Source organism: Microlunatus capsulatus, assembly GCF_017876495.1.
GTDB classification, from domain to species: Bacteria; Actinomycetota; Actinomycetes; order Propionibacteriales; family Propionibacteriaceae; genus Microlunatus; species Microlunatus capsulatus.
This window is the reverse complement of sequence record NZ_JAGIOB010000001.1, coordinates 2,394,981-2,408,740: the sequence shown is the minus strand read 5'-3', so window position 1 is coordinate 2,408,740 and position 13,760 is coordinate 2,394,981. Positions and strand designations below refer to the sequence as shown.

Here is a 13,760-nt window from a genome sequence, read left to right as displayed (position 1 = left end):
ACCCGGGCCCGGCCGCCTCGACGGGTCTCCAGGGCCTCAGCCGGCGTCCACCCAGGCCTGCACGTGCGCGGGCAGCGGGGCGTCGGCCAGCTCCGGCGCCGGCCGGGGCGTCCCGCGGTGGACGGCCAGCGGCAGCACCCCGGCCCAGTGCGGCAGGTCGAGGTCGTCCGGGTCGTCCCCGGGCGGCCCGGTCCGCACCTTGAGCGAGACCTCGCGCAGCGGCAGCCGCAGGACCGCGGTGGCCGCCAGCTCGCGCCGGTCCGGCCCGCGGGTCCCGGCCGCGCGGCCGGGCACCACCGCCTCGACCAGAGCCTCCAGCACCGCCGTCTTCTCCGCGTCGTCGCGCACGAGCGCGGCCCGGCCCTGGGCCACCACCGAGCGGTAGTTGACCGAGTGGTGGAAGGCGGAGCGGGCCAGCACCAGGCCGTCGACCAGGGTGACGGTGACGCAGACCTCGAGCCCGTCGTCGGCGGCGGTCCGCAGCGACCGGGCCCCGGTCGAGCCGTGCAGGTAGAGGTCGTCCCCGACCCTGACGTGCAGCTGCGGCAGCACCACGGGCCGGCCGTCGACGACGAACCCGACGTGGCAGAGGGTGGCCTCGTCCAGCACGGCGTGCACGGCGGCCCGGTCGTAGCCCACCCGCTCGCGCAGCCGGGTCGGCGTGGTGCGGTCGGTGGGCGGGTACGTGTCGGCGCTCATCCGCCCAGTCTGGCCGAGAGCACGCCGGCGTCAGGCGGTGAGCCGGTCCAGCAGGGCCGGGAGGTCGACGAAGGCGAAGCGGATCGAGGAGTCGCTGCAGCCGTAGGGCACCACCAGCCGGTCGCCGTGCACGAGCGCGCCGCAGGAGTAGACGACGTTGGGGACGTAGCCCACCCGCTCGTCCTCGTCCGGCAGCAGCAGTGGCTCGGGCAGGACGCCGCGGAGCACCGTCGGGTCGTCGCGGTCCAGCAGCAGTGCACCCATCCCGTAGCGGCGGACGGGGCCGACGCCGTGGTCGAGCACCAGCCAGCCGGCCTCGGTCTCCACCGGCGGCCCGCAGTTGCCCAGCTGGATGAGCTCCCAGGGGGCCACCGGCTGCTGGACGGTGACGGCGTCGTCCCACCAGCGCAGGTCGCGCGAGCGGGCGACGCCGATGCTCTCGCGGTCCCAGCGCACGAGGGCGGTGTACTCCCCGCCCACCCGGCGCGGGAAGAGGGCCATCCCCTTGCTCCTCGACGCCGGGCCCAGCAGCTGGCGGACCTCCAGCCGGCGGAAGTCGTCGGTGCTGACCAGGTGCGAGGTGATCCCCGAGCCGTCGTAGGCGGTGTAGGTCGCGTGGTAGCCGACGCTCCCGTCGTCCTCCACCAGCCGGGTGATCCGGGCGTCCTCGACGCCCTGGACCTCGTCCGGCGCGACGGGGAACAGCACGGTGTCGGCGAGCGGCCGGGCCGGGTCGACGTCGAGGCCGTAGTCGCAGGCGAACACCCAGCGGACCTGCTCGCTGACGGTGTTGCCGCGCCCCCGGTCGACGTAGTCGCGGCGGACGGCGTCCAGCACCTGCTCGAGGTTGTCGCCGTCCACCCGGGCGGGCAGCAGCCGGGCCAGCTCGTCGACGGGGGTGCCGGTCCGGTCGGCGACGGCGGTCAGCAGCGTCTCCCGGGTCAGGGACGCCGGCCGGTGCTCGGGGGTCCGCGGCCGGCCTGGTTCGTCGACGCGCAGGTCGCCCGGGGTCGCGCCCAGCACGCCGGTGCGCAGCTGGATGCTGGAGACGTGGCCCTCGCCCACCGAGCGCACGGTCATCAGGAACCGCAGCTCGCCGGGCGCCAGGCCGTCCTGGTCGGGGTGGGGGACCATCGAGGGGTTGAACAGCGCGGCCGCCTCCAGCGCGTACTCCTGGGTGAAGTAGGCGCCCAGCAGCGCGGCCCGCTCGGCCGAGACGACGCCGGTGCCGGCGCGGTCCGCGACCGCGGCGAAGTGCCGGGCGAAGACGGCGTCGAGGTCGTCGTGCCGGTGCCCGAAGGTGGCGACGGTCTCGGCCAGGGTCGCCGTGACGTCGGCGTCGGGCATGGCCTGCACCCGGTCGACGACGGCGTCCACCCGGGCCCGGCCGTCAGCCAGCACCTCCTGGCCGGGCAGGAACTGCCGGGCAATGACACGCCCGGGGTCCGGTCGCAGGACGAGCGGGCTGCGGACGACGAGGTCCGCGCTCACGACCGGGCGACCGTCACCGCGGCGCTGCGCTGCAGGGTCGAGATCAGCGCGATCGTCGACTCCGCCCCCTGGTTCTCGTTCCGCCCGTGCTCCATCAACCCGTCGCACCCACCACCGCTGATCACGTCGAGCAGCATGACACCCGTGTCGTTGGCGCCGAGGAACCACGTCCGGCAGCGCTCCAGGCCGGCAGCCCAGCGCGGGTCCCCGGTGAGGGCCAGGGCGCGGGCGCAGGCGTCGGCCAGCGCGGCCACCTCGATGGGCTGCTGGTCGTAGCCGGGCCGGACCTCCCCGCGGGCCCAGCCGCCGACGGGCGTCACCGAGAGCCGGTCACCGGTGGTCTCGAGGTCCAGCAGCCACCCCAGCAGCCGCAGGCCCGCGTCGAGGAGCCGGGGCTCGGCCAGCAGGTCGCCCGCGGCCAGCAGCACCTCGGGCACGCTGCCGTTGGCGTAGCGGAGCCGCGGCTCGGGCCAGGGCCAGCCGTCGTCGGCGGGGGCGGCCAGCAGGCGGTCCGCCGTCGTGGCCAGCAGCCGGCGGGCGGCACGGTGACCCGGGTGGGTGGCCAGCACCTCGGCCGCCCCCAGGGCGGCGAAGACCTCCGCCCGCAGGTGCGGCGACCGGTGCCGGGCGCCGCGCTCGAAGTGCCGCAGGGCCAGCCGGGCCCGGGGCTCGTCGTCCCAGCGGGCGGCCACGCTGCCGAGGCCCCAGAGCGCCCGGCCCCAGCAGTCCTCCAGCGACGGCCGGTCGGTCCAGCGCGCGGTCAGGTCCCGGCGGTTGTGGAAGCGGCCGTCGGCGCTCTGCGCGTCGACCACCAGGGCCAGGTAGCCCTCGGCGAGGGTCCGCAGCGGGGCGGCGGGGTCCGGCTCGCGGGCCAGCACGACCAGGCCGCGGGCGATGTCGTCGACGCAGTAGCCGTGCTCGGGCCGCGGCACGGTCAGCTCGGCGTGCTCGAACAGCCCGCCGGCGTCGCTGAGCCGCAGCAGGTGGTCGAAGGAGACCGGCGGTCCCAGGACGGGGACGGCGGTCACGCGGTGGCCAGCACCGAGCGCGCGGGCAGCACGGCGGCCGCCAGCGCGCGGTAGCGGTCGGCGACGGCCGGCCACAGCAGCTCGGGGGCGATCCGCTCCGCCTCGGCGCTCATGGCGGCCTCCAGCCCGGGCTCGGTGAGCAGCCGGCGCAGGGCGGCGGCGATGGCCGCCGGGTCCTGGCGCTCGACCAGCAGCCCTGCGCCGCTGGAGAGCAGCTCGACGGCGTGCGGGAAGGCGGTCGACACGACGGGCTTGCCGGCCGCCACCGCCTCGATCAGCACCCCGGAGGTGACCTGCTCGCGCGAGTCGTAGGGCAGCAGGACGACATCGGCCGCCTGGACGATCTCGTGCAGCTGGGGCGCGGTCAGGTAGCGGTCGTCGAAGTGCACCGCACCGCTGCCGCCGGCGGCCGCGCGGGCCACCAGACGCTCGCGGTAGACCTCGCCGTGCTCGGCCCGCACCTTCGGGTGGGTCTGCCCGACGACGTGGTACTCCGGCCGCGGGTCGAGGTCGCCGAGCAGCGCCATCGCGTCGACGGCCCACTCGATGCCCTTGCCCTCGCCGAGCAGCCCCCAGGTGAGGACCTTCAGGGGCCGGTCCGCCGGCCGGGGCCGGCGGTGCAGCTGCGGCGGCGGGGTGGCGGCGCCGTGCGGGATGACCGTCACCTTGGTGGGGTCGACGGCGTAGTGCGCCAGCAGCCGGTCGGCCGCGGTGCGGGTCATGGTCACGACGGCGCTCGACGCGGCCACCAGGGCCTCGAGGATCCGCCGCTGGTTCGGCGACGGCGTCACGAGGACGGTGTGCAGGACGGTGACCAGGGGGACCCGCAGGCGGCGGACGACATCGAGGACGTCCTCGCCGTCGGGGCCGGGGAAGATGCCGTACTCGTGCTGCAGCACGGCGACGTCGAAGCGGTTGAGGGCCGAGGCGGCGCGGCGCGGGCCGCGGACGTCACCGCGGACCCAGCTGCCGTCGGCCGGCTGGTCGGTGGTGCGGGCCGAGCGCGGGCGCCCGGCCAGCTCGTCGGCGTCGGCCACCCGGACCACCCCGACGAGGTCCTGCGGCGACTCCAGCGCCGAGACCAGGGCGCGGCTGAAGGTCGCCAGCCCGCACTGGGTGGGGGGGTAGGTGCTGAGCACCCCGTAGGAGACGGTCATGGACATCCTTCCCGCGCCGCGACCACCGGGGATGCCCCGGGCTCGGGACGGTCCGGCCGGCCGGACAGGCCGGAGGCTAGCAGCGCCGTGTGTCCCCCAGGTTTCACCACCGCAGGGGTTGAGCGCACCACCCGCAGGGGTGGGTGGTGCGCTCCCCGGCTCAGCGGTCGGCCAGCGCCGCCGTGGGCGTGGCCAGGGCGGCCCGACGGGCGGGCAGCACCGAGGCGAGCGCCCCGGCGAGGGCGGCCACGGCCACCACCCCGAGGGTCTGGGCCACCGGCACGGCCAGGTGCAGGGCCCCCATCCCGGTCTCCCGGGCCAGCGACGCGGCACCGACGCCCCCGAAGGCGATCCCCACGACCACGCCGACGACGGCCCCGACCAGCGCCAGGAGCACGGCCTCGACGGCGAGCATCCCTCGCAGCTGGCGGCGCTGCAGGCCGAGCGCCCGCAGCAGCGCCGACTCCCGGGTCCGCTCCAGCACCGAGAGGCCGAGGGTGTTGCCCACCCCGATGAGCGCGATGAGCACCGCGACCCCGAGCAGGCCGGTGGCCACCGCCAGCAGGGTGTCCAGCACCTGCCCGACCTCGGCGGCCTCGGGCAGCGAGCCGTCGACGCGCAGGCCGGGCTGGCCCGCTGTCGCCTGCCGCACCTCGGCCAGCACGGCGCGGGCGTCGTCGCGGTCCGCGGCCGCCGCCCACAGCTCCGAGGTCGGCGCGGTCGGGGCCAGCGCGGTGAGGGCGTCGTCGGTCACGACCACCCCGCCCGAGCGCGGGATCTCGCTGGCCTGCAGCACGAAGCGGGCCCGCCGGCCCTGGTAGGTGAGCTCCAGCGGGTCCCCCGACCGCGCGCCGAGCATCTCCAGGGTGAAGCCGTCGACGAGGGCGGTCCGGCCGGTCAGCGGCTCCAGCCCGGTCGGCACGACGCGCTCGACGCCGGCCCCCGGGGCGGAGACCAGCAGCTCGGTGGCGTCCTCCTGCGGGTCGGCGCCGACGATGCCGGCCTGCACGCTGCGGACGTCCACCGTCGCGGTGACGCCGGCGGCCCGGCCGACGGCCGCGGTGACGGCCGGGGAGATCGGGCCGTCCGGGTTGGTCACCACCAGGTCGACGGGGAACTTCTCGTCCAGGGCCGCGTCGAGGGTGGCCTTCACGGTGGCCGAGCCCACCTGCAGGGTGACGATCAGCCCGACGGCCAGCATCAGGGCGGTGCAGGTGGCGGCGGAGCGGCCCGGGTTGCGGACCAGGTTGGCGGCCGCGAGCCGGGCGGTGGGGCCGCCGCGTCCCGCCAGCCGGCCCGCGGCGCGGAGCAGGGCGGGGACGACGACCACGGCGAGGGCCAGCACGCCGAGGGAGGTGACGGCCGCACCGGCGACGGCCAGCAGGACGTTGTGCGCGTCCGCCGTCAGCGCGACGACGATGACGCCCACCCCCAGCAGCGTGCCCAGGCCGCCGGTGGCGGTGCGCAGCCGGAGGAACCGGCGGCGGTCGGGTTCGGCGGCGACGGGCCGCAGCGCCTCCAGCGGCGCGACCCGGCTGGCCCGTCGGACCGGGGCCAGCGAGGCCAGGACGGTGACGACCACCCCGCCGACGAAGCCCAGCGCCACCGCGAGCGGGGGCACGGCCAGGCCGGCCGCGATCCCGCCGGTCAGCGCGGCCGCGAGGGCCGCCACCCCGATCCCGACGACGACGCCGACGGCCGAGCCGAGCAGGCCGGTGAGCAGGGCCTCGGCCAGCAGCATCCGGCGCACCTGCGGGGTGGAGGCGCCGACGGCGCGCAGCAGGCCGATCTCGCGGCGCCGCTGGGTGAGGACGATGACCAGGGTGTTGAGCACGGTCATCGAGCCGACCAGCAGGGCGATCGCGCCGAAGACGAGCACCAGGTAGCCGAAGACGTCTCCGACGCCGGTCGCCTGCTCCAGCGCGGCCGCCCCGGCCTCGGCCGAGGTCTGCACGTCCCCGGTCTCGCCGACGACGGGTCGCAGGGCCGCGACCACCGTGCCGGGATCGGTCCCCGGGGTCACCCGGACGAGGACGGTGCCGGAGAGCTCCCCGGGGGACAGGCCGGCGGCGAAGGCCGGGGCCACGACGCCGTGGTCGCCGAGGTCGGCCAGCAGCCCGCCGCCCTCGGCGAGCAGTCCGGTCACCACGAGCCGCCGGGCCGGCCGGTCGCCCTGCGGGTCCAGGGTGAGGACGCCGCCCTCGGCCACGCCGTAGGACGACGCCGTGCCGGGGCTCAGCACCACCTCGTCGGCGGTGGTGGGCCAGCGGCCCGACGACAGCGTCGACCAGCGGAACTCCGGCCGGTCGGGGAGCGTGGTCAGCTCCATCGCGCCGGGGCCCTCGGCGGTGCTGAAGGCGACGTAAGTGCTGGCCGTGGTGGACACGGCGGCCACGCCCGGCAGGCCGGTCGCGGCGGCGGCGACAGGGGCCGGGTCGGTGCCCGTGCTCACCAGCACGTCGCTGGTGGAGGACGGGGCGCTCAGCTGCTGGCCGACGCCGCGGGTCTCGGTGGCCACGAAGACCAGGCAGGCGACGACGAAGGCGACGCTGACCACGACGGCGAGGCCGATGGAGACGGTGCGGTCGGGGTGGGCGCGGAGCTCGCGCCAGGCGCGCCGCACGTCAGGACCCCAGCCGGGTGAGCGCGGCCAGCAGGTCGTCGGGACCGGGGGCGTCGAGGTCGTCGACCAGGGCGCCATCGGCGAGCAGCAGCACCCGGTCGGCGTGCGCGGCGGCGCCGGGGTCGTGGGTGACCATGACGATGGTCTGGCCCAGCTCGCGGCTGGCGCTGCGCAGCTGGGCCAGCAGCTGCTGCCCGGTGCGGGAGTCGAGGGCGCCGGTCGGCTCGTCGGCGAAGACGACGTCGGGGCGGGTGATGAGGGCGCGGGCGATGGCCACCCGCTGCTGCTGGCCGCCCGAGAGCTCGCTGGGCCGGTGGGACAGCCGGTCCTGCAGGCCGAGGCTGACGGCGGTGGCCTGCAGCAGGCCCGGGTCGACGCGCCGGCCGGCCAGCTCCAGCGGCAGCGTGATGTTCTGCGCCGCGGTGAGCGTCGGCAGCAGGTTGAAGGCCTGGAAGACGAAGCCGACCTGGTCGCGGCGGACGGCGGTGAGCTCGCGGTCGCGGAGGCCCGAGATCTCGCGGCCGCCGAGGAAGACCTGGCCGCTGGTCACGGTGTCGAGGCCGGCCAGGCAGTGCATGAGGGTCGACTTGCCGGACCCCGACGGCCCCATCACGGCGGTCAGCTGGCCGCGGGTGACGTCGACGCTGACCCCGTCCAGGGCCCGGACGGCGGTCCGGCCGCTGCCGTAGGTCTTGACCAGGTCGACGGCGCGGACGGCGGCGTCCCCGGCGGCGGGGCGGCCGGGGCGGGTGCCCGGGGTGGGGTCGGCGCCGGTGGGCGGCTCGAGGGTGGTGCGCACGGGGAAGTCCCTTCGGTCGAGGTGTCGGCCTCAACCTAGGAACGCGGGACCCCGGACCGCATCGGAGCGCGGGCCCCGCCGAGGGGGTCCGCGGTCGGACCCCGGGTCAGACCGTGACGACCCCGGTCTCGTAGGCGAACAGCACCAACCCGACACGGTCCCGGATCTCCAGCTTGGCCAGCAGCCGGCCGATGTGGGTCTTGACGGTTCCCTCGGCCAGGTACAGCCGAGCACCGATCTCGCTGTTGCTGGCGCCGGCGGCGATCTCGGCCAGCACGTCGAGCTCGCGGGCGGTGAGCAGCGCCAGCCGGGGGTCCGGGGCGTGCTCGGTCGGCCGGCCCGGCAGCGTGGGCACCACCTGGGCGAGCAGCCGGCGGGTGGCGCTGGGGGCCACCACGGCGTCGCCGGCGGCCACGTCCCGGATGGCGCTGAGCAGCTCCGCCGGTCGGGCGTCCTTGAGCAGGAAGCCGCTGGCGCCGGCCTTGAGGGCGGCGAAGACGTACTCGTCGAGGTCGAAGGTGGTGAGCACCAGCACGCGGGCGGGGTGGCCGGCCGCCGTCAGCCGCTGGGTGGCCTCGACGCCGTCGACGACGGGCATCCGGATGTCCATCAGCACGACGTCGGCAGCGGTGCGGGCCAGTGCCTGGACGGCGTCCTGGCCGTTGGCGGCCTCGCCGACGACGACGAGGTCGTCCTCGGCCTCGATCAGCATCCGGAAGCCGCTGCGGACCAGGGCCTGGTCGTCGACCAGGAAGACGCGGACGGCCATCAGCGGGTCCGCCAGGCGACGGGCGCGGCCGGCCCGGTGGGGGCGGCGGCGAGGGGGAGGGACGCGCGGACGGCGAACCCGCCCGTGGGTCGCGGACCCGCGGTGAGCGTGCCGCCGTGCAGCGCGACCCGCTCGTGCATGCCCCGCAGCCCGTGGCCCTGGCCGTCACCGGTGGCCGCGGCGCCCCGGCCGTCGTCGGACACCTCGATCTCGACCGCGGTCGCGGTGAAGGCGAGCGTCACCTGGGCGGTGGCGGCGGGGCCGGCGTGCTTGAGCGTGTTGGTCATGGCTTCCTGGACGATGCGGTAGGCGGTCAGGCCGAGGGCCTGGCTGACGGGGGGCGGGGCGCCGAAGGTGGCGAGGCGGGCGGTGGCGCTGGTCTTGCGGACGAGGTCGGGGATGTCGTCGAGGCCGGGGGTGGGCACGTAGGAGGTCGGCTCGGCGCCCGCGCCGCCGCTGCGCAGCAGGCCGACCATCCGGCGCATCTCCTCCAGCGCCTCCCGGCTGGTCTCGGCGATGGTGCCGAGCACCTCGGGGCCCTTCTCGGGCCGCTTGCTGGCCAGGGCCCTGCCGCCCTCGGCCTGGACGACGATCACCGAGAGAGAGTGGGCGACGATGTCGTGCAGCTCGCGGGCGATCCGGTTGCGCTCGTCGACGGCGGCGACGGCGGCCCGCTGCTCCTGCTCGGCCAGCCGCAGCTGGGAGCGCTCGAGCTCGGACAGCTGCCGCTCCCGGCGGTTCTCCACGTCCTCGCGTCGCCGGCGGCCCACCAGGTAGGCGGCCAGCACGATGCCGGCGCAGCCGGTGACGCCCATCGCGAAGTAGACCAGCGCTGCGCTCGAGGAGTAGACCCCGAGCGCCCAGCGGGCCGGCCCCAGGACGGCGCCGACCAGGCCGAGCGCGAGACCGGCCCGGCTGACCACGTGGCTGCCCCAGCGGGCGGCGGCGTAGACCAGCATCGGCACGACGACGATGCCCACCATCGGCTGCCCCAGCGTCAGCAGCTGCCCCAGGGCACCCGCCGCGCCCACGGCCAGAGCGGCGGCGGGGACGAGCCGGCGCACGACCAGCGCCGAGGCCAGGATGACGCTGGCCGCCGCGGCGAGGGGATCGCCGCTCGCGGCGTAGGGGACGCCGACCAGCACCGCGACGGTGGCGGCGAGGACGAAGTCCCCGACGAACCGCGGGTCGCGGACCTGCAGGTCGAGGCGAGAGCTCATGGCCCGGTCAGCCTACGGGCGCCCGCGCCGCCACCCATCGGTCTGCGGTCTGACGTCGGCGCGCGTGCCCGGCACCGCGGTCGCCCCTCGACGCGATGGCTAGGCTGCCCCCGTGGAGTGGAAGACGGTGGTCGCCATCGGCGCGGCCGTGGGCAGCGTGGTCTGGTACCTCGAGCGCCGGCGCACCCGGCCGGTGCCCAGGGTCGACCGCTGGGCCCAGGTCACCGACCCGGTCCTCCCCTCCTGACCCGGCCCCGCTCCCTGAGCCCGTCGCAGGGGCCCCGCACCTAGCATCGCCCCATGGAGATCAGCGCGGCCCTGGCGGCGGCCCGGAGCACCCACCAGTCCGTCCTCACCACGCTGCGCCGCAACGGCCGCCCGCAGCTGTCGAACGTCGTGCACGCGGTCGACGACGAGGGCGTGCTCCGCGTCTCGACGACCGCTGATCGCGCCAAGTACGCCAACCTCCGACGCGAGCCCTGGGCCGCGCTCAAGGTCGACGCCGGCTCGTTCTGGTCCTACGCGGTGCTGGAGGGCCCGGTCGAGCTCTCGGCCGTGGCCGCCGCGCCCGACGACGTCGCCGTCGAGGAGCTCGTCGCCCTCTACCGCGCCATCTCCGGCGAGCACGACGACTGGGACGCCTACCGCGCCGCCATGGTCGCCGAGCGCCGGGTGGTCGTCCGGCTGCGACCCGACCACGTCTACGGCTCCCTGCGCTGACCCCGGTCGCTCGGGAGAGGGCGCTCAGGTGCCGGGTGGCACGATGACGCCATGACCGTGATCGTGGTGGGAGCCGGCCTGTCCGGGGTGGCGGCCGCGCGCACCCTGCGCGACGCCGGCGTCGACGTGCTGGTGCTGGACCGGGGCAAGCGGATCGGTGGCCGGATGGCCAGCCGGCGCACCGACGGCCGGGTCGTCGACACCGGGGCGTCCTACTTCACCGTCTCCGACCCCGCCTTCGAGGCCCTCGCCGAGGACTGGCGGTCCCGCGGGCTCGCCCGGCCCTGGACCGACACCTTCCAGGTCGCCGACGACGGCGAGCTCACCCCCAAGCCCGGTCCCATGCGCTGGGCCGCCCCGGGCGGGCTGCGCACCCTCGTCGAGGACCTGGCCACCGGCCTCGACGTCCGGGAGCAGACGGTCTGCGCCGTCGCCCCCGGCCTGCACGTCGACGGGCAGCCGGCCGACGCCGTCGTCCTGGCCATGCCCGACCCGCAGGCCCAGCGACTCCTCGACCCCGCCTTCACCGCGGTGTCCGCCGCGCTGCACGACCCCTTCGAGCCGGTGCTGGCCCTGACCGCCCGCTGGGACGAGGCCGCGTGGCCGGCCCTGGACGGCGCCTTCGTCGCCGACGACCCGGTCATCGCCTGGATCGCCGACGACGGCCGCCGCCGCGACGACTTCGCGCCCGTCCTGGTCGCCCACTCCACGCCGGAGTTCGCCGCCGAGCACATCGAGGCGCCTCAGGAGGCCGCCCCGCTGATGGAGCTCGCCGTCCGGGACGCGCTGGGCATCAGCACCGAGGCCGCGTCCACCCACGTGCACCGCTGGACGTTCGCCAAGCCGAGCGGGACGCGCGACGAGCGCTTCTTCCTCGGCGACGACCTCGTCGGGGTCTGCGGCGACGCCTGGTCGGACAAGCCCCGGGTCGAGTCGGCCTACCTGTCCGGCGTCGCGCTGGGCCGCGCGCTGGCCGAGCGGCTCGCCGGCGCCTAGCGCCCGCGGGAGCGGCCCGGACGCCGCGTGCTGGTGGTCCGGGTCCGACCGGCGACCGGCTTCGGCCTCGGCGCGGTCCGGGCGGGCCCGGCCTTCGCCGGCTTGGTCGGCGTGGTCGGCGTTCCGGTCTCGGCCGGCCGGGTCGACCGCGAGCTGTTGGCCGTGCGTCCCCGGACGATGCCGACGAACTCCTCGATCATCTCGTGCGGGTTCTCCCGCAGCCAGGCCAGCCCGATCTGCGTCGGCTCCGCGTCGGTGACGGGCCGGTGCACGAGGTCCTTGCGGCTGGCGGCCCGGGCCACCGCCTGGGGCAGGTAGAGGACGCCGGCCCCGCCCGCCACCAGGTCGAACGCCTCCTCGCCGACGAAGCCCTCGACGACGTCCTCCTCGGCCAGGTCGGCCCGGGTGACGGAGTCGAACACGGCGACGGGGTGGTCGCGCCGCGCCACCACCACCGGCTGCTCGCTCCACAGCGGGATGAGGTGGAGGCGCGGGTCCTCCAGCGGCAGCCGGACGAAGCAGAGGTCGACGGCCTCGTCGGTCAGCGCGGCGTGCTGGTCGGCCTGGGCCACCTCGACGACGTCGAGCCCCAGCCGCGGGAACCGGTCGGCCCAGATCCGGCGCCACTTGGTCACCGTCACCCCGGGCACGAAGCCGACCCGCAGCGTCGGGACGGCGTGCCGGCCGTCGGCGGGGGAGGGGTCGCTCACCCCCGCAGGCTAGACCCGGGGTCCGTGCGCGCGGTGGGGCGGCGGGCCGGGGATCGCTAGCCTGGGGCGGTGAGCCAGACCCTGAAGCCCCTCACCGCAGCCCAGAAGCTCGGTGTCCACCTGCCCGCGACCCCGGAGGAGTTCCAGCACGCGGAGCTGACCCGTGACGAGGTGGAGCAGCTGAAGGCCGAGCCGCCGGAGTGGTTGGTCGAGCTGCGGCGCAACGGCCCCTTCCCGCGCGACGTCGTCGCCCAGAAGCTCGGCATCTCCCGCGCCGCGCTGGGCCGCAACGGGCTGGACGACAGCCTGGACGCCGAGCAGATCGGCGCCCTGCTGGCCGACCCGCCGCCGTGGCTGCTCAAGGAGCGCCGCACCTACACCGCGACGATCGAGGAGAAGGAGCGGGCGAAGGACCACCGCCTGCACCGCTGAGGCGCGGCGGCGGTCCTGCCGGTCAGGCCTGCGCGCCCTTGCCGTCGGTGTGGGTGCCGCCGACCTGGTCGGCCTTCTCGCCGCCGGCCTCGAGCGAGCTGCCCGCGGGGAGCTCGTGGTGGCCGCCGAACTGCTGGCGCATGGCTGACAGCACCTGGTTGGCGAACTTGTCCTCGTCGCGGGAGGCGAACCGCTCGAACAGCGACGCGGCCAGCACCGGGACCGGGACCCCGACGTCGATGGCCGCCTTGACCGTCCAGCGGCCCTCGCCCGAGTCGGAGACGCGCCCGGCCAGGCCGTCCAGCGTCGGGTTGGACTGGAGGGCGGCAGCCGTGAGGTCCAGCAGCCAGGAGGAGATGACCGACCCGCGGCGCCACAGCTCGGTGACCTTCGCGGTGTCGATGTCGAACTGGTAGTACTCCGGCTCCTCCAGCGGGGCGATCTCGGCGGAGTGCTCGCCGGCCTTGATGCCCGCGTCGGCGTTGTGGAGGATGTTCAGCCCCTCGGCGAAGGCGGCCATGATGCCGTACTCGATGCCGTTGTGGACCATCTTCACGAAGTGGCCGGCGCCGGAGGGACCGCAGTGCAGGTAGCCCTGCTCCTCCGCGCCCAGCTCGCCCTCGCGGCCGGGGGTGCGCTCGATCTCGCCGGGCCCGGGGGCGATGGTCTTGAGGACCGGGTCGATGAGGCTGACCGCCTCCTCGTCGCCGCCCACCATGAGGCAGTAGCCACGCTCGAGGCCGAAGACGCCGCCGCTGGTGCCGATGTCGACGTAGTGGATCCCCTGCTCGCGCAGCTTCTTCGCCCGGCGGACGTCGTCGTGGTAGTTCGAGTTGCCGCCGTCGATGATGACGTCGCCCTCGTCCAGCAGCGGGGCCAGCTTCTCCACCGTCTCGCCGGTGATGCCGGCGGGGATCATCACCCACGCCACCCGCGGCTGCTCCAGCTTGGCGACGAACTCCTCGAGCGTGGGGGCGCCGACGGCACCCTCCTTCTCCAGGGCGGCGATCGAGTCGGCGCTGACGTCGTAGACCACGCACTCGTGGCCGTCCCGCATGAGGCGGCGGACGATGTTGGCACCCATCCGGCCGAGACCGATCATTCCGAGCTGCACGG

General features: G+C 76.2%; 14 protein-coding genes. 4 read left to right on the top strand and 10 right to left on the bottom strand.

Going from position 1 to position 13,760, the window contains the following annotated elements; all coding sequences use genetic code 11:
* Positions 1-36: 36 nt before the first annotated feature.
* From JOF54_RS11075 to JOF54_RS21500, 8 genes are all read right to left on the bottom strand, one after another.
* Positions 37-699, bottom strand: coding sequence for a pyridoxamine 5'-phosphate oxidase family protein (locus JOF54_RS11075; protein ID WP_210055623.1), 663 nt, complete (start codon positions 697-699; stop codon positions 37-39).
* A 30-nt stretch (positions 700-729) separates the two neighbouring features.
* A complete protein-coding gene (locus JOF54_RS11070; protein ID WP_210055621.1) occupies positions 730-2,190 on the bottom strand; it encodes a glycoside hydrolase family 130 protein in 1,461 nt (486 codons plus the stop codon).
* On the bottom strand, positions 2,187-3,218 hold the full coding sequence (locus tag JOF54_RS11065) for a glycosyltransferase (RefSeq protein WP_210055619.1): 1,032 nt from the start codon (positions 3,216-3,218) through the stop codon (positions 2,187-2,189). The genes JOF54_RS11070 and JOF54_RS11065 overlap by 4 nt, the downstream gene beginning before the upstream one ends.
* Positions 3,215-4,375: a glycosyltransferase gene (locus tag JOF54_RS11060; protein WP_210055617.1), complete on the bottom strand. Its 1,161-nt coding sequence runs from the start codon at positions 4,373-4,375 to the stop codon at positions 3,215-3,217. The genes JOF54_RS11065 and JOF54_RS11060 overlap by 4 nt, the downstream gene beginning before the upstream one ends.
* A gap of 160 nt (positions 4,376-4,535) precedes the next feature.
* The gene (locus JOF54_RS11055; RefSeq protein ID WP_210055615.1) at positions 4,536-6,998 is read right to left on the bottom strand and encodes an FtsX-like permease family protein; all 2,463 of its coding nucleotides are present in this window, start codon (positions 6,996-6,998) and stop codon (positions 4,536-4,538) included.
* A 1-nt stretch (position 6,999) separates the two neighbouring features.
* Positions 7,000-7,797, bottom strand: coding sequence for an ABC transporter ATP-binding protein (locus JOF54_RS11050; protein WP_210055613.1), 798 nt, complete (start codon positions 7,795-7,797; stop codon positions 7,000-7,002).
* 106 nt (positions 7,798-7,903) lie between these two features.
* Positions 7,904-8,581 carry a response regulator gene (locus JOF54_RS11045; RefSeq protein WP_372443515.1) on the bottom strand — a complete coding sequence of 226 codons (678 nt, stop codon included), beginning with the start codon at positions 8,579-8,581 and terminating at the stop codon, positions 7,904-7,906.
* Positions 8,566-9,786 carry a sensor histidine kinase gene (locus JOF54_RS21500; RefSeq protein ID WP_210055609.1) on the bottom strand — a complete coding sequence of 407 codons (1,221 nt, stop codon included), beginning with the start codon at positions 9,784-9,786 and terminating at the stop codon, positions 8,566-8,568. The genes JOF54_RS11045 and JOF54_RS21500 overlap by 16 nt, the downstream gene beginning before the upstream one ends.
* 112 nt (positions 9,787-9,898) lie before the next feature.
* On the opposite strand from JOF54_RS21500, the gene JOF54_RS21495 reads away from it, so the two are divergent.
* The 3 genes from JOF54_RS21495 to JOF54_RS11030 are packed head-to-tail and all read left to right on the top strand — an operon-like array spanning position 9,899 to position 11,502.
* A complete protein-coding gene (locus tag JOF54_RS21495) occupies positions 9,899-10,033 on the top strand; it encodes a hypothetical protein (RefSeq protein WP_281073377.1) in 135 nt (44 codons plus the stop codon).
* A 53-nt stretch (positions 10,034-10,086) separates the two neighbouring features.
* Positions 10,087-10,506 carry a PPOX class F420-dependent oxidoreductase gene (locus JOF54_RS11035; protein ID WP_210055606.1) on the top strand — a complete coding sequence of 140 codons (420 nt, stop codon included), beginning with the start codon at positions 10,087-10,089 and terminating at the stop codon, positions 10,504-10,506.
* 51 nt (positions 10,507-10,557) lie between these two features.
* Positions 10,558-11,502, top strand: coding sequence for an NAD(P)/FAD-dependent oxidoreductase (locus JOF54_RS11030; RefSeq protein ID WP_210055604.1), 945 nt, complete (start codon positions 10,558-10,560; stop codon positions 11,500-11,502).
* Here JOF54_RS11030 and JOF54_RS11025 read toward each other — a convergent pair.
* Positions 11,499-12,212, bottom strand: a complete 714-nt coding sequence (locus JOF54_RS11025; RefSeq protein ID WP_210055602.1) for a LysR substrate-binding domain-containing protein — start codon at positions 12,210-12,212, stop codon at positions 11,499-11,501. The two genes, JOF54_RS11030 and JOF54_RS11025, sit on opposite strands and share 4 nt — an antisense overlap.
* Before the next feature lie 69 nt (positions 12,213-12,281).
* Between JOF54_RS11025 and JOF54_RS11020 the strand changes: the two genes are divergently transcribed.
* Positions 12,282-12,644 (top strand): DUF5997 family protein, encoded by a 363-nt coding sequence (locus JOF54_RS11020; protein ID WP_210055600.1) that lies wholly within the window; start codon positions 12,282-12,284, stop codon positions 12,642-12,644.
* A 22-nt stretch (positions 12,645-12,666) separates the two neighbouring features.
* On the opposite strand, the gene gnd is transcribed toward JOF54_RS11020, so the two are convergent.
* Positions 12,667-13,758, bottom strand: coding sequence for a phosphogluconate dehydrogenase (NAD(+)-dependent, decarboxylating) (gene gnd, locus JOF54_RS11015; RefSeq protein WP_210055598.1), 1,092 nt, complete (start codon positions 13,756-13,758; stop codon positions 12,667-12,669).
* Between the last annotated feature and the right edge of the window lie 2 nt (positions 13,759-13,760).

Coding starts and splice junctions, on each gene's coding strand:
- JOF54_RS11075 (WP_210055623.1), bottom strand. CDS start 699: ATGAGCGCCGACACGTACCCGCCCACCGACCGCACCACGCCGACCCGG.
- JOF54_RS11060 (WP_210055617.1), bottom strand. CDS start 4,375: ATGACCGTCTCCTACGGGGTGCTCAGCACCTACCCCCCCACCCAGTGC.
- JOF54_RS21500 (WP_210055609.1), bottom strand. CDS start 9,786: ATGAGCTCTCGCCTCGACCTGCAGGTCCGCGACCCGCGGTTCGTCGGG.
- JOF54_RS11035 (WP_210055606.1), top strand. CDS start 10,087: ATGGAGATCAGCGCGGCCCTGGCGGCGGCCCGGAGCACCCACCAGTCC.
- JOF54_RS11030 (WP_210055604.1), top strand. CDS start 10,558: ATGACCGTGATCGTGGTGGGAGCCGGCCTGTCCGGGGTGGCGGCCGCG.